Annotated in this window: 16 protein-coding genes; 10 read left to right on the top strand and 6 right to left on the bottom strand. The window is 72.5% G+C overall.

Features of this window, described 5'->3' with window-relative positions; all coding sequences use genetic code 11:
• The first annotated feature begins 9 nt into the window (after positions 1 to 9).
• From IE275_RS03570 to IE275_RS03595, 6 genes are all read left to right on the top strand, one after another.
• Positions 10 to 1,668, top strand: a complete 1,659-nt coding sequence (locus tag IE275_RS03570) for a serine/threonine-protein kinase (protein WP_189707423.1) — start codon at positions 10 to 12, stop codon at positions 1,666 to 1,668.
• A 92-nt stretch (positions 1,669 to 1,760) separates the two neighbouring features.
• On the top strand, positions 1,761 to 3,371 hold the full coding sequence (locus IE275_RS03575) for a serine/threonine-protein kinase (protein WP_189707425.1): 1,611 nt from the start codon (positions 1,761 to 1,763) through the stop codon (positions 3,369 to 3,371).
• A 50-nt stretch (positions 3,372 to 3,421) separates the two neighbouring features.
• Positions 3,422 to 3,874 (top strand): lipoprotein, encoded by a 453-nt coding sequence (locus IE275_RS03580; RefSeq protein WP_189707427.1) that lies wholly within the window; start codon positions 3,422 to 3,424, stop codon positions 3,872 to 3,874.
• Positions 3,875 to 3,953: 79 nt separating this feature from the next.
• Positions 3,954 to 5,468: a protein kinase domain-containing protein gene (locus IE275_RS03585; protein ID WP_189707429.1), complete on the top strand. Its 1,515-nt coding sequence runs from the start codon at positions 3,954 to 3,956 to the stop codon at positions 5,466 to 5,468.
• Positions 5,469 to 5,594: 126 nt separating this feature from the next.
• Positions 5,595 to 7,226: a succinic semialdehyde dehydrogenase gene (locus tag IE275_RS03590; RefSeq protein ID WP_189707431.1), complete on the top strand. Its 1,632-nt coding sequence runs from the start codon at positions 5,595 to 5,597 to the stop codon at positions 7,224 to 7,226.
• Between the two features lie 60 nt (positions 7,227 to 7,286).
• A complete protein-coding gene (locus IE275_RS03595; protein ID WP_308435631.1) occupies positions 7,287 to 9,065 on the top strand; it encodes a GMC oxidoreductase in 1,779 nt (592 codons plus the stop codon).
• Positions 9,066 to 9,201: 136 nt separating this feature from the next.
• Here IE275_RS03595 and IE275_RS03600 read toward each other — a convergent pair whose 3' ends face one another.
• Both IE275_RS03600 and IE275_RS03605 read right to left on the bottom strand, forming a co-directional pair.
• Positions 9,202 to 10,251, bottom strand: a complete 1,050-nt coding sequence (locus IE275_RS03600; protein WP_189707435.1) for an LAETG motif-containing sortase-dependent surface protein — start codon at positions 10,249 to 10,251, stop codon at positions 9,202 to 9,204.
• A gap of 787 nt (positions 10,252 to 11,038) precedes the next feature.
• Positions 11,039 to 11,320, bottom strand: a complete 282-nt coding sequence (locus IE275_RS03605) for a chorismate mutase (RefSeq protein WP_189707437.1) — start codon at positions 11,318 to 11,320, stop codon at positions 11,039 to 11,041.
• Between the two features lie 347 nt (positions 11,321 to 11,667).
• Here IE275_RS03605 and guaA point away from each other — a divergent pair, with 347 nt between their 5' ends.
• Positions 11,668 to 13,248, top strand: a complete 1,581-nt coding sequence (guaA, locus tag IE275_RS03610) for a glutamine-hydrolyzing GMP synthase (protein WP_189707439.1) — start codon at positions 11,668 to 11,670, stop codon at positions 13,246 to 13,248.
• Between the two features lie 28 nt (positions 13,249 to 13,276).
• Here guaA and IE275_RS03615 read toward each other — a convergent pair whose 3' ends face one another.
• Positions 13,277 to 13,750: a pyridoxamine 5'-phosphate oxidase family protein gene (locus tag IE275_RS03615; protein ID WP_189707441.1), complete on the bottom strand. Its 474-nt coding sequence runs from the start codon at positions 13,748 to 13,750 to the stop codon at positions 13,277 to 13,279.
• 160 nt (positions 13,751 to 13,910) lie between these two features.
• On the opposite strand from IE275_RS03615, the gene IE275_RS03620 reads away from it, so the two are divergent.
• Complete coding sequence (locus IE275_RS03620; protein WP_189707443.1) at positions 13,911 to 14,705, top strand: class II aldolase/adducin family protein; 795 nt, start codon at positions 13,911 to 13,913, stop codon at positions 14,703 to 14,705.
• Positions 14,706 to 14,721: 16 nt separating this feature from the next.
• Here IE275_RS03620 and IE275_RS03625 read toward each other — a convergent pair whose 3' ends face one another.
• Positions 14,722 to 15,630, bottom strand: coding sequence for a DUF4429 domain-containing protein (locus tag IE275_RS03625; RefSeq protein ID WP_189707445.1), 909 nt, complete (start codon positions 15,628 to 15,630; stop codon positions 14,722 to 14,724).
• Between the two features lie 201 nt (positions 15,631 to 15,831).
• On the opposite strand from IE275_RS03625, the gene IE275_RS03630 reads away from it, so the two are divergent.
• Both IE275_RS03630 and IE275_RS03635 read left to right on the top strand, forming a co-directional pair.
• The gene (locus IE275_RS03630; RefSeq protein ID WP_189707447.1) at positions 15,832 to 17,121 is read left to right on the top strand and encodes a hypothetical protein; all 1,290 of its coding nucleotides are present in this window, start codon (positions 15,832 to 15,834) and stop codon (positions 17,119 to 17,121) included.
• 147 nt (positions 17,122 to 17,268) lie between these two features.
• Complete coding sequence (locus tag IE275_RS03635; protein WP_189707449.1) at positions 17,269 to 17,802, top strand: DoxX family protein; 534 nt, start codon at positions 17,269 to 17,271, stop codon at positions 17,800 to 17,802.
• 108 nt (positions 17,803 to 17,910) lie between these two features.
• On the opposite strand, the gene IE275_RS03640 is transcribed toward IE275_RS03635, so the two are convergent.
• Together IE275_RS03640 and IE275_RS03645 are read right to left on the bottom strand one after the other, a co-directional pair.
• On the bottom strand, positions 17,911 to 18,156 hold the full coding sequence (locus IE275_RS03640) for a hypothetical protein (RefSeq protein WP_189707451.1): 246 nt from the start codon (positions 18,154 to 18,156) through the stop codon (positions 17,911 to 17,913).
• Complete coding sequence (locus tag IE275_RS03645) at positions 18,143 to 19,609, bottom strand: PspC domain-containing protein (RefSeq protein WP_189708655.1); 1,467 nt, start codon at positions 19,607 to 19,609, stop codon at positions 18,143 to 18,145. The genes IE275_RS03640 and IE275_RS03645 overlap by 14 nt, the downstream gene beginning before the upstream one ends.
• Between the last annotated feature and the right edge of the window lie 276 nt (positions 19,610 to 19,885).

Consider the following 19,885-nt stretch of genomic DNA (forward strand, 5'->3'; position numbering starts at 1 on the left):
GATGGGCTCATGGGGACCGAGGGGGACGACTTCCGGGTCATCGCGGGCCGTTACCGGCTGGAGGCGAGGCTCGGGCGCGGTGGCATGGGCGTCGTATGGCGCGCCACGGACCAGCTGCTGGGACGGCGTGTCGCGGTCAAGGAGCTGATCCAGGACGACACGCTCTCCGCCGAGCAGGCCCGTGGCCGCCGGGACCGGACGCTGCGCGAGGCCCGCGCGGTCGCCCAGCTCAGCCACCCGCACATCATCGTCGTGCACGACGTCGTCGAGGACGGCGAACGGCCGTACATCGTCATGGAGCTGATCGACGGCGGCTCGCTAGCCGACCGGATCGCCGAGCACGGACCGATCGGGCCGGAAGAGGTGGCCCGGATCGGTATCGCGCTCCTGGGCGCCCTGCGCGCCGCGCACACGGCCGGTGTTCTGCACCGGGACATCAAGCCCGCGAACGTCCTGCTCGACGGCGACGGCGACCGGGTCGTCCTCACCGACTTCGGCATCGCGCAGGTCGCGGGCGCCACCACGCTCACCGAGACCGGGTCGTTCGTCGGCTCGCCCGAGTACACCGCCCCCGAGCGGATGTCGGGGGCGTCCACCGGCCCCGAGTCCGACCTGTGGTCGCTGGGCGCGCTGCTGTGCACCGCGCTGAGCGGCGAGTCGCCCTTCCGGCGCGACTCGCTGGGTGGCATCCTGCACGCCGTCGTGTTCGCCGAGATCCGTACGCCCGCGCAGGCCGCGCCGCTCCTGCCCGTCGTACGAGGGCTGCTGGAGCGCGATCCGGAGCGGCGGCTGGGCGCGGCGGAGGCGGAGCGGCTGCTGCGCACCTTCCTGGAGACCGGGCGGACGCCCCCGCCGGCGGCGTCCGGGTACACCCCGACCCGGGCCGACCTGCCGCGGACGGCGCCCCTGCGGCCCGCGGACGCCCGGGAGCGGTCCACGCGCGGTGTGCTGGTGGCCGCGCTGCTGGTCGCCGCGGTGGCGGGTGCGGGCGTGTCGGCGGCGGCGCTGCTGGTGAACCGGGACGGGGACGGAGGCGGTGGCTCTCCCACGAGTTCGGCGCCGCGCGAGACGACCGGCCCGGCGTCGGGACCGACCGCGAGCGGCGCGGCGGGCGACACGGCCTCGGCCACGTCGTCCCCGAACGCCACGCCGTCCCGGAGCGCCACGCGGTCCTCGGACGCGGCCTCCTCCGGGAGCGCCGCCCCCGCCTCCGACGACCGCCCCAGCGCCCCCTCCGGCTACCGCGTCGCCGAGGACCCCGAAGGGTTCTCCCTGGCCGTCCCGGACGACTTCACGCGGGCACCCCAGGGCGAGCGGGTCTTCTACCTGTCACCGGGGGAAACCTTCCGGCTCGGCATCAAGATCGACGACCCCGAACCCGGCGGCCCCCTGGGCGTGATGCGGCGCGCGGCCGCCAAGGGCCCGGACACCAACCCCGGCTACCACGACGGCCGGGTCACCGAGACCATGCACGCCGGGAACCCGGCCGCCCTCTGGGAGTTCACCTGGAACGGCTTCAGCGCGGCGGAGGGCGCCCGGCACACCTACGACCTGTGCTGGGAGGCGAACGGCCGGCTGTACGACGTGTGGGTGTCGGCACCGGTCGGGAAGGTGCGGGAGGCGCGGGAGTACTTCGACGTCGCGATCGACACGTTCACAGCCCGATAAATAGTGCATAAGGAACGCCGCGCGTCACGGGTCTGTGACCGGTGCGCCCGCGCGGTGGATACCGGCCTGTCTGGCGCGATATGGATGGAACCATGAGCCACAACGGGGGAGTCGGGCACGAGCCCGACGACACGACGAGTTTTGTTCTGCAACCGCCGAACCCTCATCCTGCCGTGCTGCCCACGCAACCCGAACCCGCGCCGGAGCCGGGCGTCGGACGACTCGTCGCGGGCCGCTACCGCCTGCTCGCCAAGCTCGGGCACGGCGGGATGGGCACGGTGTGGCGCGCCAAGGACGAGATGGTGGACCGCGAGGTCGCCGTCAAGGAACCCCGCGTCCCGGACCACCTTCCCGAGCGGGAACGGGCCAACGCGTACGAGCGGATGCGGCGCGAGGCACGCGCCGCGGCCCGGCTCGACCATCCGGCCGTGGTGAACGTGCACGATGTCGCGGTCGTCGACGGCCGGCCGTGGATCGTGATGGAGCTGGTCCACGGACGCTCCCTCGGCAGCGCCCTCCAGGAGGGCACGCTCAGCGCGCGCGAGGCCGCCGGAATCGGCCTGGAGGTGCTCGGCGCGCTGGAGGCCGCGCACGCGGCCGGCATCCTGCACCGGGACGTCAAACCGGACAACGTCCTGCTCGGCCGGTACGACCGGGTCGTCCTCACCGACTTCGGCATCGCCCAGATCGAGGGCGAGACGAACCTCACCGACACCGGCGGCTTCGTCGGCTCGCCCGAGTACATCGCCCCGGAGCGGGTGCTGGGCCAGCGCCCCGGCCCCGCCTCCGACCTGTGGTCCCTGGGCGTCGTGCTGTACGCGGCGACGGAGGGCGTGTCGCCGTTCCGCCGCAGCAACACGCCGGCCACCCTCCAGTCCGTCCTGAACGCCGCGCCCGCGCCGCCCGCCGCCGCGCAGGGCCCGCTCGCCGAGGCCGTCAACGGGCTGCTGGAGAAGGACCCGGCGCGCCGTCCGGGGGCCGCGCGGGTACGGCAGCTGCTGGAGGCCGCCGCGGCTCCGCCCGCGCCGCAGCCGGTGCCGCCCACCGAGATCGTGCGCCACGTCGAAGTCCCCGTCTCCCGGCTCCGGTTCGGCCCCAAGGCGTGGCTCGGGCTCGGCGCCGCGGTCGTCGCGGCGGCGGTGACGGCGTACCTGGTGCTCGCCGACCCGTTCGCCGGGCCGCTGCCGGACCACTGGAAGACGGCGCACGAGAAGGACGTCACCGCCACGCTCGCGATACCCGACACCTACCGGCGTGCCGTGCCCGAGCGGGACTCGGACGACAGCCACTGGGTCAGCTACACCGACCTGAGCGGCGCGGTCTCCGTCGTGCTGACGGTGGTCCGCAAGAGCGAGGACACCGGCAACGACATCCAGCCGTCCGCGGCCGCCGAGATGTACGCGGACGACGCCGAGTTCCACGAGAGCGGCAGCTACGCCCTCGACATGCCGAAGGGCGTGAAGACCGCGACCGAGGGCAACGTGGACTTCCAGGGCCGCAAGGCCGCCGCGAACACCGTCCCGTACATCACCGACGACTCCCAGGACCCGCGCCCCCGCGAGCTGCGGATCCTGTACTACAAGTCCTCCGCCGGCGACATGTACAAGCTCACCGTCGCCTACCCGGGCAAGGGCGACTTCACCGAGCGCGGCCGCGAGGTGGCCCGCACGGCCATCGCCAACCTGAAGCTCGACAAGCTCTAGCGACGGGTCGGCGGGTGATGTCGGCGAACGCCCGTGCGAAGGTGACCGGCATGCGACGCGTCCTTCTTGTTCTGTGCACGGCGGCGGCACTGACCGGCTGCTCCCTCTTCGGCCGGGGCGCGCCGTGCACCCTGACGGACATGGACTCGGAGGTCGGTGTCATGTGGCGGCCCGCCGACTTCGGCGTCGAGGACGCGGCGACGATCCGCGTGTGCGTGTCGGACACCTGCCGGCAGCGGGTGTCCGGCGACCCCCGCGACCCGTTCGCCAGGGTCTCCGTCAAGCTCGCGGACGACATCGGCGCCCGGACCGTCGCGGTGCGCCTCACCGTGACGTCGACGAAGGACGGCCGTGTCCTCGTCACCGACAGCCGACGGGTCCGGCTGACCGAACAGCACCCCAACGGTGCCGCCTGCGCGCCCACGGCCTATACGGCGGGCCTCCGCGCCGACCCCGCCAAGGGGCTCGTCTCCCCCGAGGGACTGTCCTTGCAGGGGAAGTGAGCCGAGCGTCCGCCGGGCGGAGCGGGCGCCCGCTCCGCCCGCGTCGACAAGCGGGCGTCCCGCGCGGTACTGATGGGACATGAGCGACGACGGTGACCCCGGAGGTGCCAACGGCCTTACGGTCGGCGGCCGTTACCGGCTCCTCGAACGCATCGGCTCCGGGGGCGCGGGCACCGTCTGGCGGGCCCACGACCTGCTCGCCGAGCGCGAAGTCGCCGTCAAACAGCCCTGGCCGCCCGGTGATCCGCAGGACGAGACCCACCGCCGCACCGCCCACCGCCTCTTCCACGAGGCCCGCGCCGCGGCCCGCGTCGACCACCCCAGCGCCGTCACCATCCACGACGTGGTGGTGGAGGGCGCCGAGGCGGAGGGCGGGCCTCCGTGGATCGTCATGGAGCTGGTCCCCGGCGAGTCCCTGCACGCGGTGCTGGGCCGCGGTGCCCTCGACCCCGCCGAGACCGCCCGGATCGGCCTCGCCGTCCTGGGCGCCCTGCGCGCCGCGCACGCCGTCGGCATCGTGCACCGCGATCTGAAGCCGGCCAACGTCCTGCTCGGCGCGGACGGCCGGGTCGTCGTCACCGACTTCGGCACCGCGCACCCTCGGGGCGAGGAGTCCCCGGCCGTCACCGGGGAGTCCGTGGCCGCCCTGGAGTTCCTCGCCCCCGAGCACCTGTCCGGACGCGGCGCCGGCCCCGCGTCCGACCTCTGGTCCCTCGGCGCCCTGCTGTACGCCGCCGTCGAGGGCACCTCACCGTTCCGCCGGACGAGTCCGCGGGACACGTCCGCCGCGATCCTCGCCGCGGCCCCGCCCGAACCGAAACGTTCCGGCCTGCTCGGCCCCCTCCTCGTACGGCTCCTGACCCGGGACCCGGAACGGCGGCCGGGCGCGGCGGAGGTCGCGGAGGAACTGGCGGCGGTGGCGGGACTGCCGGCGTCAGAGCCGGAGCCGGAGCCGCGAGCGTCGGCACCGGAACCGACGGCACCCGCCCCCACCGTTGCCCCCACCGATGCCCCCACCCGAACACCCCTCCACCGACGCCCTCTCCCCCTCACCGTCCTCACGCTCCTCCTCGCCGGAGGCGCCTGGCTGGGCACCTCCTTCCTCGGGGAGCCCGACAGCGGGGCCGCCCCGCAGGCGTCGGTCTGGGTCACCCACCCGGAGCCCGCCATGGCCGCCGTCCTCACCCTTCCGACCCGCTACCGGGAGTCCGCCCGGCGCGGCGGCGGCGGGGCGCAGCCCCGGCTCGTGGTCTACTCGGCCGGCTCCGTCGACGTACGCCTCACGCAGTGGGACCGGGCCCCGGCCGCCCCGATGGACCGTGCGGCCCAGGCGGGCACGGGCTGGAGCGGCCAGGACGCCGACGCCCGCACCCGGGCCACCCGCACCACCTTCCAGGGCTACGAGGCCGCCCTCGCCGACACCACCTACCGGGCCGCCGAGTCCCCGACCCGTGTCCTGGAACTGTTCGTGCGCACCGACGACAGCCGCATGTACGAGCTGCGCGTCGACATGCCGCAGGGCACGGCGGCGGAGCGGCGGGGCGCGGCGGTGTTCGAGGAGGCGCGCGACCGGCTGGAGATCGGGAACGGCTGAAATACCGAACACAACGTCCTGATCAGCAGGTTTGTTGCCAGTGAACACTGGCGCCATGTGTGCGGTCGGTGAATCCCTATTACCCGCGGGTACCCAAAGTCCGCCCCGCGTCATACTCTGCGGCTCATGACGGACTCGCAGGCGCCGGAAAAGCCCGGTACCACCCCCAGCACGGGTACCAACCCCCTCGCCCCCGCCCCCACCGGCGTCCGCACCGCCGCCGACGTGGTCACCCCCCAGCTCGTCGCCCAGCTCACCAAGGGTGTCGCCGGCTCCGGCCGTACCGCGAACCACACGCCGTTCACCGGCGAGAAGCTCGCCGACCTGCCCGAGTCCACCCCCGAGGACGTACGGAAGGCCTACGAGGCGGCCCGCGCCGCCCAGGCCGTCTGGGCGGCGACCCCGGTCCGCGAGCGCGCCGCCGTCCTGCTGCGCTTCCACGACCTGATCCTGGCCCGTCAGGCCGAGGTCCTCGACCTGATCCAGCTGGAGACCGGCAAGGCCCGGCTGCACGCCCACGAGGAGGTGCAGGCCGTCGCGGTCGCCGCCCGCCACTACGGCCGCAAGGCGCCCGCCTACCTCCGGCCGAAGCGGCACGCCGGCGCCATGCCGACCCTGACGAAGGTCACCGAACTGCGCCACCCGCGCGGCGTCGTCGGCCAGATAGCCCCCTGGAACTACCCGCTGGAGCTGTCCGTCGGCGACGCGCTCCCCGCGTTCGTCGCGGGCAACGCGGTCGTCATGAAGCCGGACACCGAGACCTGCCTGACCGCGCTCTGGGCCCGTGACCTGCTCATCGAGGCCGGTCTGCCCGCCGGTGTCTTCCAGGTCGTCCTCGGCGAGGGCCCGGTCGTCGGCCCCGAGGTCGTCCGGCACGCCGACTACGTCTCCTTCACCGGCTCCACCCGGACAGGGCGTGAGGTCGCACAAGGTGCGGCGGCCCGTCTGGTCGGCGTCTCCCTCGAACTCGGCGGCAAGAACGCCATGCTGGTGCTGGAGGACGCCGACATCGAGAAGGCGGCCGCGGGCGCGATCCGTGCCTGCTTCTCCTCCGCCGGCCAGCTCTGCATCTCCATCGAGCGGCTCTACGTCCACGAGTCGATCGCGGACACCTTCCTGGAGCGCTTCGCGACCCGCACCAAGGGCATGCGCCTCGGCAACTCCCTCGCGTACGGCGCCGACATGGGCTCCCTGGTGGGCGACCGCCAGCTGGAGACCGTGACGCGGCACGTGGAGGAGGCGGTCGCCAAGGGCGCGACGGTCGTCGCCGGCGGCGTGGCCCGCCCGGACATCGGCCCCTACTTCTTCGAGCCGACGATCCTCGACGGCGTCACCGAGCCCATGGCGGTGTGCGGGGAGGAGACCTTCGGCCCCGTCGTCTCGGTCTACCGCTTCACGACGGACGACGAGGCGGTCGAGCTGGCCAACTCCACGCCCTACGGCCTGAACTCCTCGGTCTGGACGAAGGACGGCCGCCGCGGCCGCGAGGTCGCCGCCCGGCTGCGCACCGGCACGGTGAACGTCAACGAGGGCTACGCACCGGCCTACGGCAGCGTCCAGTCCCCGATGGGCGGCATGAAGGACTCCGGTCTCGGCCGCCGCCACGGCTCCGAGGGCATCCTCAAGTACACGGAGGCCCAGACCGTCGCCCAGCAGCGCCTCCTGCCGATGGCCCCTTCCCTGGGCATGACCGACGAGAAGTACGCGGCCTTCATGAGCACCAGCCTGAGGGTGATGAAGGCACTCCGCCTGCGCTGACCATCGCCCCGCCGCAAGGACGAGAACCCGTTCTCAATGACGAGAGCACAAGGAGAGCACGTGTCCCAGGACGCCTACGACTACGACGTCATCGTCGTCGGATCGGGCTTCGGCGGTTCGGTGACCGCCCTGCGCCTGACGGAGAAGGGCTACACCGTGGGCGTCCTGGAGGCAGGCCGCCGCTTCACCCGCGATTCGCTCCCCAAGAACTCCTGGGACCTGAGGAACTACCTCTGGGCCCCCCGGCTCGGCTGCTACGGCATCCAGCGCATCCATCTGCTCGGCAACGTCATGGTCCTCGCCGGCGCGGGCGTCGGCGGCGGCTCCCTGAACTACGCCAACACCCTCTACGTCCCGCCGAAACCCTTCTTCGACGACCCCCAGTGGCGCGACATCACCGACTGGCAGGACGAGCTGAAGCCGTACTACGACCAGGCGCGGCGCATGCTCGGCGTACGGCTCAACCCGACGACGACCCCCTCCGACGTCCATCTGAAGGCGGCCGCGCAACGGATGGGCGTCGGCGACACCTTCCACATGGCACCGGTCGGCGTCTTCTTCGGCGACGGCGAGGACGCCGACGGCACGGCGAAGGCCGCGCCCGGCGACTCCGTGGCCGACCCGTACTTCGGCGGCGCGGGCCCGGCCCGCAAGGCCTGCACGGAGTGCGGCGAGTGCATGACCGGCTGCCGTCACGGCGCGAAGAACACCCTCAACGAGAACTACCTCTACCTCGCCGAGAAGGCGGGCGCGGTCGTGCACCCCCTGACCACGGTCGTGTCGGTCACCGACGACTCGCAGGGCGGCTTCGCGGTCACCACCCTGCCGACCGACGCGAAGAGGAAGGGCGGCGGCCGGACCTTCAAGGCCCGCAGGGTCGTCCTCGCCGCCGGCACCTACGGCACCCAGACCCTGCTGCACCGGATGAAGGCGGACGGCCGGCTGCCGTACCTCTCCGGCAGGCTCGGCGAGCTGACCCGGACCAACTCCGAGGCCCTGGTCGGCGCCCAGACCGACGACCGCCGCTACCGGAAGGCGACGGGCGCGGCGAAGGTCGACTTCACGCGCGGAGTCGCCATCACGTCGTCCGTCCACCCGGACGAGAACACCCACATCGAGCCGGTCCGCTACGGCAAGGGCTCCAACTCGATGGGCGGGCTCTCGATCCTCCAGGTGCCGTACACGGAAGGGTCGTCGCGGGTGGCCGGCTGGCTGGCGAACGCGGCCCGCCATCCCCTGCTGGTCCTGCGCTCGCTCTCCAACCGGCGCTGGTCGGAGCGGACCATCATCGGCCTGGTGATGCAGTCCCTGGACAACTCGCTGACGACGTACCTGAAGCCGGCCGGTGTCGGCAAGGGCCTGCTCACTGCCCGCCAGGGCCACGGCGCGCCCAACCCGAAGCAGATCAGGGCCGCCTCGGAGGCCGCCTCCGCGATCGCCGCCGACATCAACGGCTTCGCCGGTTCCAATGTGGGCGAGTTGATGGGCACCCCGCTCACCGCCCACTTCCTCGGCGGCTGCCCGATCGGCGACTCCCGTGAGTCGGGGGTCATCGACCCGTACCACCGCCTCTACGGCCATCCCGGCATCTCGGTCGTCGACGGTGCCGCGGTCTCCGCGAACCTGGGGGTGAACCCGTCGCTCACCATCACCGCCCAGGCCGAGCGCGCGATGTCGTACTGGCCGAACAAGGGCGAGAGCGACCCGCGCCCGGCGCAGGGGGAGCCGTACGAGAGGCTGCGGCCGGTGGAGCCGCGCGAGCCGGCGGTCCCGGCGGAGGCGTTCGGCGCGCTGCGGCTGCCGTTCCTGGGCATGCCTGAGGTGCCGCCCAAGAAGTGACGCCACCGCCGGAGGTATCGGCGGGCGTACCGGCGGCGGACCCGGCCGGGACACGACAGAGGGACCTGCACCCCCCTCCGAGCGCAGGTCCCTCTGTCGTTTTCCCGTCGGCCGCGAGGGCCGGTTCAGGTCTGTGTCACGCCTTCGGCCTGCGCCGGCGCACGGCGATCACCGCGCCCGCGCCGGCCACGACGGCGACACCGCCGACGAGGGCGATCACCGGGAGCGCGGAGCTGGTACCGGTCTCGGCGAGGCTGCCGTCGATCGTGCGGGCCGGGCCGCCCTGGGGCCGCGGGCCGTCACCCTGGTGGCCGCCGGGCTTGGCGTCGCCGGCATCGCCCGCGTCGCCGCCCGCGGCGAGGATCCGGACGTCGTAGAAGTCATCGGTGACATGGCAGGTCTCGTCGTCGTCCGCGTAGACGGCTTCGCTCATCGCGAACGACGAGCCGGCCGGGGCCGACGCCTTGACCTTGACCCGGAGGTCGAAGGTCGCGGAGGTGTCCTTCTCCAGCGAGTCGAGCAGTGCCACGAAGGAGCCCGTGACGTTGACCGTGTCGCCGTGCTCGTCCTCGTAGGAGTCCTGGTAGCCGTTGGTCCACTTCCCGTCCTCCTCGACCTGGAGGACGGCCAGGCCCTCGGACAGCCAGACGTCCGAGTCGTCGGCGTACTCCAGGTACGTGTCGAGGTACACGTCCTTCAGGTCCTCGGCGGAGTTGTTCTCGACCTCGAAGGTGAAGTCGTGCCAGCCGGACCCGGCGACGATCTTGCTCGGCAGGCCGGTGATCCGGGCCTTGAGCTTCTTGTCCAGCTCGAAGTCCCGGCAGTCCTCGTACGGGTCGAACGGCGTCTCGTCCTCGCCGGCCGACGGGCTCGGCGAGGCGGCGCCCGAGGCCGAGGGCGAGGGCGAGCCGGACGGCGACCCGGACGCGGATCCGGAGGCGGGGGTGGACGGCGTCCGCGCCAGGTCGTCCTGCTCCGGCGTGGAGGCCGCGGACGAGCTGCCGGACGCCGGGCCCGAGGCGCCGGAGCCGTCCGACGCGGCCGGGGAGGCGGCGCTCTGCGACGCGGAACCGGTGGGCGACGGCGAGCCGCTCTCCTCGGCGAAGGCCGCGGGCGCGGCCAGCAGCACGACCGGCGCCAGGGCGGCCGTGGCGGCCACGGTGACGAGAGAGCGGCGGAGCTTCATGGGGACCTTCGGGGATCGGGTGCGCTGCGACTGCGAAGAGCGCGGCGCGGTCGGGGGAGGTCCTCCGCACGTGAGACGTGGGAGTGGCTCCTGTTCCGGTAGGTGTGACCCGCGAAGTCTGTGAAGAGTTGCGTTTCCCTCACGAAAACTTTATGTGACTTAGGTCACACAAAAGGAGGGGGTGGGGGTGCGTGCCGGAGGAGGTGACCGTCGACGTGACGAAGGGCCCCGCGGGACGGATCCGCAGGGCCCTTCTTTACCGTCAGCACCGGCGTCAGGGCAGCGCCGGTGCCTGGGAGCGGCGCCGGGGGGTTGCGCCGCTGGATTCGCGCCCCTGTCTCCGCCGGGTCGGCGCCCCGGCGCGCACGGGGCGCGCGACAGGTCTGGACCTCTGGCAGTCGATCGGGGTGACGCAGGCAATGCAGTTGTCCGGGAAGGGACTTGGGGCTGTCCGGGGGTGCTGGGGGCTTTCTACGCATCGTGCTGGATGAAAGCGGCGCCCGCAACCGTTTGACCCAGCCCTTGTGCATTTTTGCATTTTTCCGCCGATCGGCCCCGGGCGTCCCCGAGGCCGACCGTTCTCTAGGGTGACCGGGCTGCTGTCCCCTGCCGTCCGATCACATTCCTGGAGCGAGGTCCCACGGCGCACAGCACGATCCGTACGCCTCAACGCTCCAGTGAGCCACGCGTGGTTCTCCCTGCCCGCCCCTGGCTGGAACGGACACCGGGACCAACGAAGCGTGCCCGGGGCCGGTCACGCGCCGTACGGGTGAGAGGCGGCCCGAACTCAGATGCGACCCCGGCACAGCTCCAGCAGCGTCATGGCGAGACCGGTGCCGGGCTTGCCCAGCGCGTCCCGGTAGCGGCCGAGGACCTCCATCTCGCGGGAGAGGTTCACGCGCCGGCCGCCGGAGGTGATCCGGGCCTCCTGGATGACGGCGGAGACGGCCATCCGTTCCTGGATCAGACCGATGATCCGGTCGTCGAGCGTGTCGATGCGCTCACGCGCGCCGGTGATCACATCGGCGGCCTCGGAGGTACGGGCGCCGGTCACATCGAGGGCGGTCATGTCGGGGCTCCTCATTCGCTAAGGGGGAGTGCCCCGGACCGGCGAAGTCCGCAAACGCCAGGCGCCCCGGACCTTGTCGGCCCGGGGCGCCTGGGGAAGTCGCTTGTCAGTTGCTCAAGCAGCACGACCATGGCAGCCGGTGGGCCCGGTGCCATAGGTAAAGACGAAGGTCGTGTGGGTGAACATGCGGTCAGTATGCCAGGCGGCTTCCCGGCCCGTCGAACCGTCCGGTGGGCGGACGGAGGCCGGGGTCCGGGGCGGAGCCCGCGGGACCGGGACCGCCCCGACGCCCACTCGGTAGAATCGGCGGTACACACAGACCCCCGCCCCACCGCCGGAAGGCTCCCGTGTCATCAGCGACTCCTACTGCCGCCACCCCCGACACCGTCCTGGTCGTCGACTTCGGCGCGCAGTATGCCCAGCTCATCGCCCGTCGAGTCCGCGAGGCGCGGGTCTACAGCGAGATCGTGCCGAGCACCATGCCGGTCGAGGAGATGCTCGCCAAGAACCCGGCGGCGATCATCCTCTCCGGCGGCCCCTCGTCCGTGTACGAGGAGGGCGCCCCCCGCCTCGACCGCGCGATCTTCGAGGCCGGCGTCCCCGTCTTCGGCATGTGCTACGGCTTCCAGCTGATGGCCCAGACCCTCGGCGGCACGGTCGACAACACCGGCGCCCGCGAGTACGGCCGCACCGAGCTGCACGTCTCCCGGTCCTCCTCCACCCTCTTCGAGGGCACCCCCGCCGAGCAGGCCGTCTGGATGTCGCACGGCGACGCCTGCTCCGCCGCCCCCGAGGGCTTCTCCGTCAGCGCGTCCACGGACGTCGTCCCGGTCGCCGCCTTCGAGAACGACGAGAAGAAGCTCTACGGCGTCCAGTACCACCCCGAGGTCATGCACTCCACGCACGGCCAGCAGGTCCTGGAGCACTTCCTCTACCGCGGTGCGGGCCTGAAGCCGGACTGGACCACGGGCAACGTGATCGACGAGCAGATCACCGCGATCCGTGAGCTGGTCGGTGACAAGCGCGCGATCTGCGGCCTGTCCGGCGGTGTCGACTCCGCGGTGGCCGCCGCGCTCGTCGCACGGGCCATCGGCGACCAGCTGACCTGCGTGTACGTCGACCACGGTCTGATGCGCAAGGGCGAGACCGAGCAGGTCGAGAAGGACTTCGTGGCCGCGACCGGCGTGAAGCTGGTCGTCGTCGACGCCGAGGAGCGCTTCCTCACCGCGCTCAAGGGCGTCTCCGACCCCGAGGAGAAGCGCAAGACCATCGGCCGCGAGTTCATCCGCGTCTTCGAGCAGGCCCAGGCGGAGATCATCGCCGACGCCGGCCCGGCCGTGGAGTTCCTGGTCCAGGGCACCCTCTACCCGGACGTGGTCGAGTCCGGCGGTGGCACCGGCACCGCGAACATCAAGTCGCACCACAACGTCGGCGGCCTCCCCGAGGACCTCGAGTTCCGGCTGATCGAGCCGCTGCGCAAGCTCTTCAAGGACGAGGTCCGGATGGTCGGCCAGGAACTGGGCCTGCCCGAGGAGATCGTCCAGCGCCAGCCGTTCCCCGGCCCCGGCCTGGGCATCCGGATCGTCGGCGAGGTCACGAAGGAGCGCCTGGACCTCCTGCGCGACGCCGACGCCATCGCCCGCGAGGAGCTGACGGCCGCCGGTCTCGACCGCGAGATCTGGCAGTGCCCGGTGGTCCTCCTCGCCGACGTCCGCAGCGTCGGCGTCCAGGGCGACGGCCGCACCTACGGTCACCCGATCGTGCTGCGCCCCGTCTCCTCCGAGGACGCGATGACCGCCGACTGGTCGCGGCTGCCGTACGACGTCCTCGCGAAGATCTCCACCCGGATCACCAACGAGGTCCGTGACGTCAACCGCGTGGTCGTCGACGTGACCTCGAAGCCGCCGGGCACGATCGAGTGGGAGTAGCCCTCCCCGCGGACGGCGCCCGAGGGCGTCACGTCCGCTTGAGCGTGCGCACCGGCTCCCCGGGCTTCCAGACCTGGGTGACGAGATACGTGTCGTCCTCGACGTAGGTCCGTACGACCTCCGTCAGCTCGGTGCGAAAGAGGTGGAACGGCTCCGGCGGTTCCACCTCTTTCACGTACGCCGCCCTGCTCTCCCCGTCCGTCACCTCCACCGCCCGCCCGCCGATCCGTACGTCCCCGCCGCCCATCCCGGTGCCCTCGCCCGGGTTGGCCTGGAGGGCGAAACGCGGATCGCGGCGCAGATCCAGCACCTTCAGCGAGCCCGGCATCATGCCGAGCCACAGCTCGCCGCCGAGAAAACGCACTTCGAGGCCCGAGGTCCGCGGGGAGCCGTCCCGGCGGAGGGTGGCGAGAACGTGGTGGGTGTACGCGCCGAAGCGCTCCTCGACGGTCGTCGCGAGGTCGGGTTCGGCTGCGGCGAAGGCGGCCCAGTGAGATGGCATGCACCGAGTCTGGCCCCGATACCCGACATCTTCTGTCGTCTTTCGGAGCACTCTTGTGTCGTGTCCTGGCGCCGCACGTCATCTTTGCATAACAAGCCTGTTCTCCTGCGCTGACCGAGGGTAACTTCCGCCCGTACACCCACCCAGTGCTGGAGGACCGATGCACGGGCCCACGCCGCCTGCCCCGCTGCCCACCGATCGGCTGGAGTTCGCCATGCCGCCGATGCACGACTCGGTGGAGGACGAGCGCCGGCACCGCAAGGAACGCCTGGCGGGCGCCGTACGCCTCTTCGGACGGATGGGCTTCGAGGACGGCGTCTCCGGGCACATCACCGCACGCGACCCCGAGTTCAGCGACTGCTTCTGGGTCAACCCGTTCGGCATGCCGTTCAAGCACGTCACCGTGAGCGACCTCGTGCTGGCCAACCAGGACGGCCAGGTCATCGAGGGCCGCTACCACGTCAACCAGGCCGCCTTCACCGTCCACGCCCAGGTCCACGCCGCCCGCCCGGACGTCGTCGCCGTCGCCCACTGTCACTCCGTGCACGGCCGCGCCCTCGCCGCCCTCGGCGAACTGCTGGACCCGATCACCCAGGAGAGCTGCGCCTTCTACGAGGACGCGGCGCTCTACGACGCCTACACCGGTGTCGCCGTCGACGCCCAGGAGGGCCGGCGCATCGCGAGCGCGCTCGGCTCCCGCAAGGCGCTCGTGCTGCGCAACCACGGGCTGCTGACCGTCGGGGACTCGGTGGACGCCGCGGCATGGTGGTTCCTGTCCATGGAACGCTCCAGCCAGGTCCAGCTCACCGCCCGTGCGGCCGGCCGCCCCATCCTGATCGACCACAAGGCGGCGGTCGCCACCCGCGAACAGCTCGGCGGCGACCTGGTGGCCTGGATCAACTACCAGCCCCTGTGGCAGGACATCAGCCGAAGCGAACCCGACCTGCTGAGTTAGGCCTGGTCCCGCCGAGCTAGGACAGGTCCTGGGGCAGGACCTGGAAGCCCCGCAGTATCACGGTCTTCGTCCTCGCGAACTCCTCGTCCGTGAGCACCCCGTCCCGGTGCAGCTCACCCAACTCCCGCAGCCGCCGCAACAGGACGTCGTGGTGCTCGGCCTGCGCGGGGACGGACACCGTGCGCCGGAGCGGCCGCTCCCCGTCCTCCCCCGTACGGGTGGACGGATGCGGCAGCCGCGCCGTCACCGCCGTCGCCACCAGCGCGGTCAGCAGGTCCCGGCGCACATTGCCCCACAGGTCCAGGGCGTACGGGTCCTTCTCCGGCGGCAGCTTCGAGAACGCCGTCTCGCGGGTCGCGAACCGCAGGAAGCCGTCCTCGTAACCGGAGTTGGGCAGCCACTCCACCCGCACCACGTCCGCCGCGGTGATGATCCGCGGCCCCGTCGACCGCTTCACCCGGTCCGAGGTGTCGGCCCAGTCGATCCGCACCTGGGTGCCGTCGAAGGAGACCGTGCCGTCGGAAGAACGGACCGACACCGGCACCGGCGGGCCGGGCAGCAGATAGGCGCTGGTCGGCTCCTGGGGAACCTGGTCGAGCAGCAGCGCGTGCCGGATCTCCTCCGCCACGTACGCGGCGACCCCCGACCGGTCCACGTCCACGGCCAGCCGGTAGGGATCCGCCGCCTCTGGCAGCCGTCCGCCCGTCGCCTGGAGCAGCGGATCCGCCCCCTCCCGCAACCGCATCCGCAGCCGCCCGCGCCGGCGTTCCGGCTCGTAGACGATCCCGGCGACGGCCTCCAGCGGTACGGCGATCTCCCCGTACGACTGCCGGAACAGCGGCACGGAGCGGTGGAGCCCCGGCGTGATCCGGACCGTCGTGCCGTCGAAGGCCCAGGTCCCGTCACGCTGGATGATCTCGGCCATACGGAAATTCTCGCAGCCGGGTCAACACGGCCGTCCCCGCTTCACCCGCGCTGACCAGACCTGCCGAGGGCACACGGTGTGGGGTAGGGCACAATTCGCTGAGATCGCAGGGGAGTTGTCCACAGGGCGGCGGACGGGATCCGAACCGGGTTCCACGAGGGCCGCCGTCCGTTCGGGTCACGGGGAAGGCAGGCGTCGGACGTGGCGGTGCAGGAGGCGAGACAGGGCGCGAGCCCGGGCGCGGGTGCGAGCCCGCACGAAGGCGGCTGCACCTGCGGGGACTGCCCGCACGGCGCCCGCGCGGGACACCGGCGCGCGGTCGCCGAGTTCCTGCTCAAGCGCGACGAGTTCGCCGCCGGCCAGGGACTCCCGGCCGCCGTCGCCCACTCCGCCTCGGCCTCCCGCCAGTGGGTGTCCGAGGAACTCACCCAGTCCGCGGAACTCGTCGCCGACCGCGGCCGCACCGAGGGCGAGGCCTGGCTCGGCCGCCTCTGGCAGCGCACCGCGGTCACGGTGTGGGCGAGCGTCGTCGCGCTGCTGCTGGCCCAGTCGCTGACGGCGATCGGCGCGGGCTGGAGCTCCGCCCGCACCGCCGGACTCCTCGCCGCCCTCGTCGTCGCCGGCGCGCTCACCGCCGCCTCCTGGTTCCACCGGGCCCGCGGCGGGGCGCTCGCCCCCGTCATCGGCGAGGACAACCGCCTCTCCACCTCCCGCGCGGTCGCCGCGGCCTGGGTCCTGTTCGTCGCCTACGCCGTACTGGTCCTCGTCGGCAGGCTCGCCGCCGCCTCCGGCCACACCGAACGCGACACCCTGATCTCCGGCCTCGACCTCGCCCGCGGCGCCGGCGTGGTGACCGTCCTCGCCGTGGTCTGCGGCATCGCCGTCCTGGTACGCCGCGTGATCGGGACGCGGGTCCTCGGCCAGCGGCTCCAGAAGGTGCGCGCCCACCGGCCCAGGGCCGCCGACCTGCTCACCGACGACTCCGGCCGGGGCACCTTCGCCGACATCCAGTACGTCGTGATCAGCGCCGTCGCCCTCGCCTTCGCCGCGGTCCGCCTCGCCCGCCGCCCCGATCAGCTGCCCGACCTGCCCTGGGGCCTGGCCGTCGTGGTCCTCGTCTCCGCCGCGACCTATCTCGCCGGCAAGTACGCGGAGGGCGGCCGCCCCGTCATCCTCTCCGTCGTCCGCTCCCGCGAGGCCGGCGACCTCGACGCCCCGATCCGCACCGGCGACGACATCGAGATCCGCGGCGCCGGTTTCGTCCCGCCCGGCGCCCAGGCCGCCGACCGTCTCTCCCGCATGGTGGTCCGTATCGGCCCCGTCCATGTCCATGTGCCTCTGGTCCCCGTCACCGGCGGCTTCAGCAATCCCACCGATGACCTCCTCACCGTCCCCGTCCCCGCCGACGTGGAGCCGGGCCGGGTCGAGGTGCAGGTCGTCACGGCCGCCGGCGTCGAGACGAACCGGTACACGATCGACGTGACGGAGTGACCCCGCGCCGCCCCGTGAGGAAGGGAACGGGCGGCGGTGCGGATGGAGCGTTGGCGAGTTGCGTGCAAACAGTTGAGCATGGCCCCCATTTCGTACGTATGGTCTGTTGAGGGGTCCCACCACGGCGGGCGAGAGGCGGCTCGGGCGATGACTCATGGCATGCGAACGGACACGTACCCTCCTTATCTCGACGGCGGCGGCCGGGACTGGCGGGACACCGCCAGTCGGTACGCCCTGCTCCCACTGCGCGTCTTCCTCGGCGTCACCTTCATCTACGCCGGTCTCGACAAACTCACGGACAGCGCCTTCATGAAGGACGGCGGTGCCGGTTCCATCGGCGACACCATGCGTGCCGTCCGTGACTCCTCGGCCATCCCGGCCCTGGTCGACCTGGCTCTGAAGAACCCGGTCGGCTTCGGCTACGCCATCGCCTTCGGCGAACTCGCCGTCGGCATCGGCGTCCTGGTGGGCCTGCTCACCCGCCTCGCCGCCCTCGGCGGAGCCCTGATCTCGCTCAGCCTCTGGCTGACCGTGAGCTGGTCCGCCGAGCCCTACTACTACGGCAACGACCTTCCCTACCTCATGGCCTGGCTCCCCTTCGTCCTCGCGGGCGCCCCGGTCCTCTCCCTCGACGCGGTCCTGCGCAAGAGGCGCCGGGAGTCGGCGGGGGGCCTGGCGTAGCCCAGGTCAGACCTCCGTGTCCGACCTGGCGCGGCCCAGATCAGACTTTCCTTTCCGACCTGGGGCAGCCCAGATCAGACCTTCCCGTCCGACCTGGCGCAGCCCAGATCAGATCCTTGTGTCCGAGCCCGTGGCCTCGGTCGGTGTGTGCCGGCCGGGGCCACGGCGGCTGCGTATCGCGTGGGCCATCACGCCCGTCGCGCCCGCCAGACAGAGGCCGCCGACGACCATCGGGATCACCGCGAACCACGGCGTGTCCCAGAGGCCGCCCGCGTCACCCGCGTAGACGACCCCCGCGAAGGTGAGGAAGGCCCCGGCGACGAGCCGTCCGGGCTGGAACTCATGACGCAGCACGGGTCACCTCCGCCTGTCCCACGCCGACATGGAGGTCCAGGTCGAGCGTCCCGCCGCCCCCGGTGCCCGGCACCGGCGGCAGGGTCGTCTTCTTCTGCTTGCCCGGCTCCACGTCCACGTCCTTCTCGTTGTCGCCCGGCAGTTGGATGTCGCCGAGTCCCACGTCGATGTTCAGCTTCACGGTCACGTCCGGCGGCACGATCACCCGCAGCCGGCCGAGACCCACCTCGGCGCTGGTGCTCACCGTCTGCCCCTTGGCGAGGTCCAGCCGGGACAGGTCCAGCGTGCCGTCGCCGGTGCCCAGGTCGTACGCCTTCTGAACGTCCGCCACCGCTGCGGGACGCCACGTCCGGTCGATCCAGTGCGTGCCGACGTCCTTGGGCAGGGCCGCCGACGCGGCCAGCAGGCCCGCCGCGACGATCGCCAGGAACACCGATCCCGCCCCCGTGCGCCCCAGGAACGAGCTGATCGCGATGCCCGCGCCGAGCACGACGAGCGCCGCCGCCAGGCCGGCCTGAAGACTGGTGCCGAGTGGGTGATCGTCCCAGGCGTGCCGGGTGACGAGGCAGCCCGCGAGCAGGGAGAGCAGGAAGGTCCACCCGCCGATCCAGCGGGGACCGGGCGGCCGGCGTATGTGTTCGCGCGGGGTGTGGATGTCCTCGGGGTGGCTGTGGCCGGTGAGGCTCACATTGACGGCCGCCGCGATGTCCCGACCGCGGGAGTCCCGGGGGCCCCACAGATAGCCGGTGCCGCCGTCGTGCGTGCCGTCCTTGACGATGGGGTCGCGCCACCAGGAGGGGTAGGCGGACGGCACCGGCGGTGCCTGGGCCTCCGGCGGGGCGTCCGCGACGGCCTGCGCGGCCAGCGGGTCGGGGGCCGAGGAGTCCCGGTGCCGCGACCAGTACCCCGCGCCGGCCAGAAGGAGGGAGAGGACGACGGCGAACGTCAGCACCCCGCCGTTCTTCAGCATCGACAGGAACACCCCGCAGCCGACCAGCGCGAACAGCACGGCCGTGAGGGCCTGGCCGTCGACCCGGCCGGTCAGCAGCTTGCGGACCTCGTTCTGCTCCTCGTCGGAGTAGGGGACGAGGAGCCACGCGAAGCCGTAGAAGATGAGACCGATGCCGCCGGTCGCGGAGAGCACGGCGAGCGTGATCCGGAAGATCACCGGATCCATGTCGCACTGCCGCCCCAGCCCCGCGCAGACCCCCGCCAGCACCTTGTGCCGCCGGTCGCGCCGGAATCTGTCGGGAGGTACGACGGCGTCGGTGCCGTCCGCGGCGCCGGTCCCTTCGGCGGCGGCCGCTTCCGCCGGCCCCGCACCGCCGGCAGCCCTCGCCCCCGCCGCCTCGGTCGTCCCCGGGCCGGCCGTGCTCGATCCTGCCCCGGCCGCCCACGCCGTGGCGGCGCCGATCGCGGCCTCGGCCGCTGTCACGCCGTCGCCGCCCCGCATGTCCTTCACCACCCCTGCCGCTCCTGTCTCCTCCGTACCGCCGGCCTCTTCGGCCCCACCCGCATCTTCCGCCCGGCCCGCGCCCGCGATCGCGCCTGCGCCCGCGGACGAATCGCCTTCGTCCCGGTCCTGCCGGTCCTTCGGGTCCTGCCGATCCTTCGGGGCCTCCCGGCCCTTCCGGTCGTCCGGGCCGTTCCTGCCCGCTCGGGCGTCCAGGTCTCCCGGGTCGTCGCGATCGCTGAGTACTCCCTGGCCTCCTTGGCCTTCCTGGCTTCC

Source organism: Streptomyces phaeofaciens (assembly GCF_014648915.1).
GTDB lineage: Bacteria > Actinomycetota > Actinomycetes > Streptomycetales > Streptomycetaceae > Streptomyces > Streptomyces phaeofaciens.

Excerpts from the sequence above, each read along its gene's own strand:
- IE275_RS03570 (WP_189707423.1), top strand. The coding sequence starts at position 10 with ATGGGGACCGAGGGGGACGACTTCCGGGTCATCGCGGGCCGTTACCGG.
- IE275_RS03575 (WP_189707425.1), top strand. The coding sequence starts at position 1,761 with ATGAGCCACAACGGGGGAGTCGGGCACGAGCCCGACGACACGACGAGT.
- IE275_RS03580 (WP_189707427.1), top strand. The coding sequence starts at position 3,422 with ATGCGACGCGTCCTTCTTGTTCTGTGCACGGCGGCGGCACTGACCGGC.
- IE275_RS03585 (WP_189707429.1), top strand. The coding sequence starts at position 3,954 with ATGAGCGACGACGGTGACCCCGGAGGTGCCAACGGCCTTACGGTCGGC.
- IE275_RS03590 (WP_189707431.1), top strand. The coding sequence starts at position 5,595 with ATGACGGACTCGCAGGCGCCGGAAAAGCCCGGTACCACCCCCAGCACG.
- IE275_RS03600 (WP_189707435.1), bottom strand. The coding sequence starts at position 10,251 with ATGAAGCTCCGCCGCTCTCTCGTCACCGTGGCCGCCACGGCCGCCCTG.
- IE275_RS03605 (WP_189707437.1), bottom strand. The coding sequence starts at position 11,320 with ATGACCGCCCTCGATGTGACCGGCGCCCGTACCTCCGAGGCCGCCGAT.
- IE275_RS03615 (WP_189707441.1), bottom strand. The coding sequence starts at position 13,750 with ATGCCATCTCACTGGGCCGCCTTCGCCGCAGCCGAACCCGACCTCGCG.
- IE275_RS03620 (WP_189707443.1), top strand. The coding sequence starts at position 13,911 with ATGCACGGGCCCACGCCGCCTGCCCCGCTGCCCACCGATCGGCTGGAG.
- IE275_RS03625 (WP_189707445.1), bottom strand. The coding sequence starts at position 15,630 with ATGGCCGAGATCATCCAGCGTGACGGGACCTGGGCCTTCGACGGCACG.
- IE275_RS03635 (WP_189707449.1), top strand. The coding sequence starts at position 17,269 with ATGACTCATGGCATGCGAACGGACACGTACCCTCCTTATCTCGACGGC.
- IE275_RS03645 (WP_189708655.1), bottom strand. The coding sequence starts at position 19,609 with ATGCGGGGCGGCGACGGCGTGACAGCGGCCGAGGCCGCGATCGGCGCC.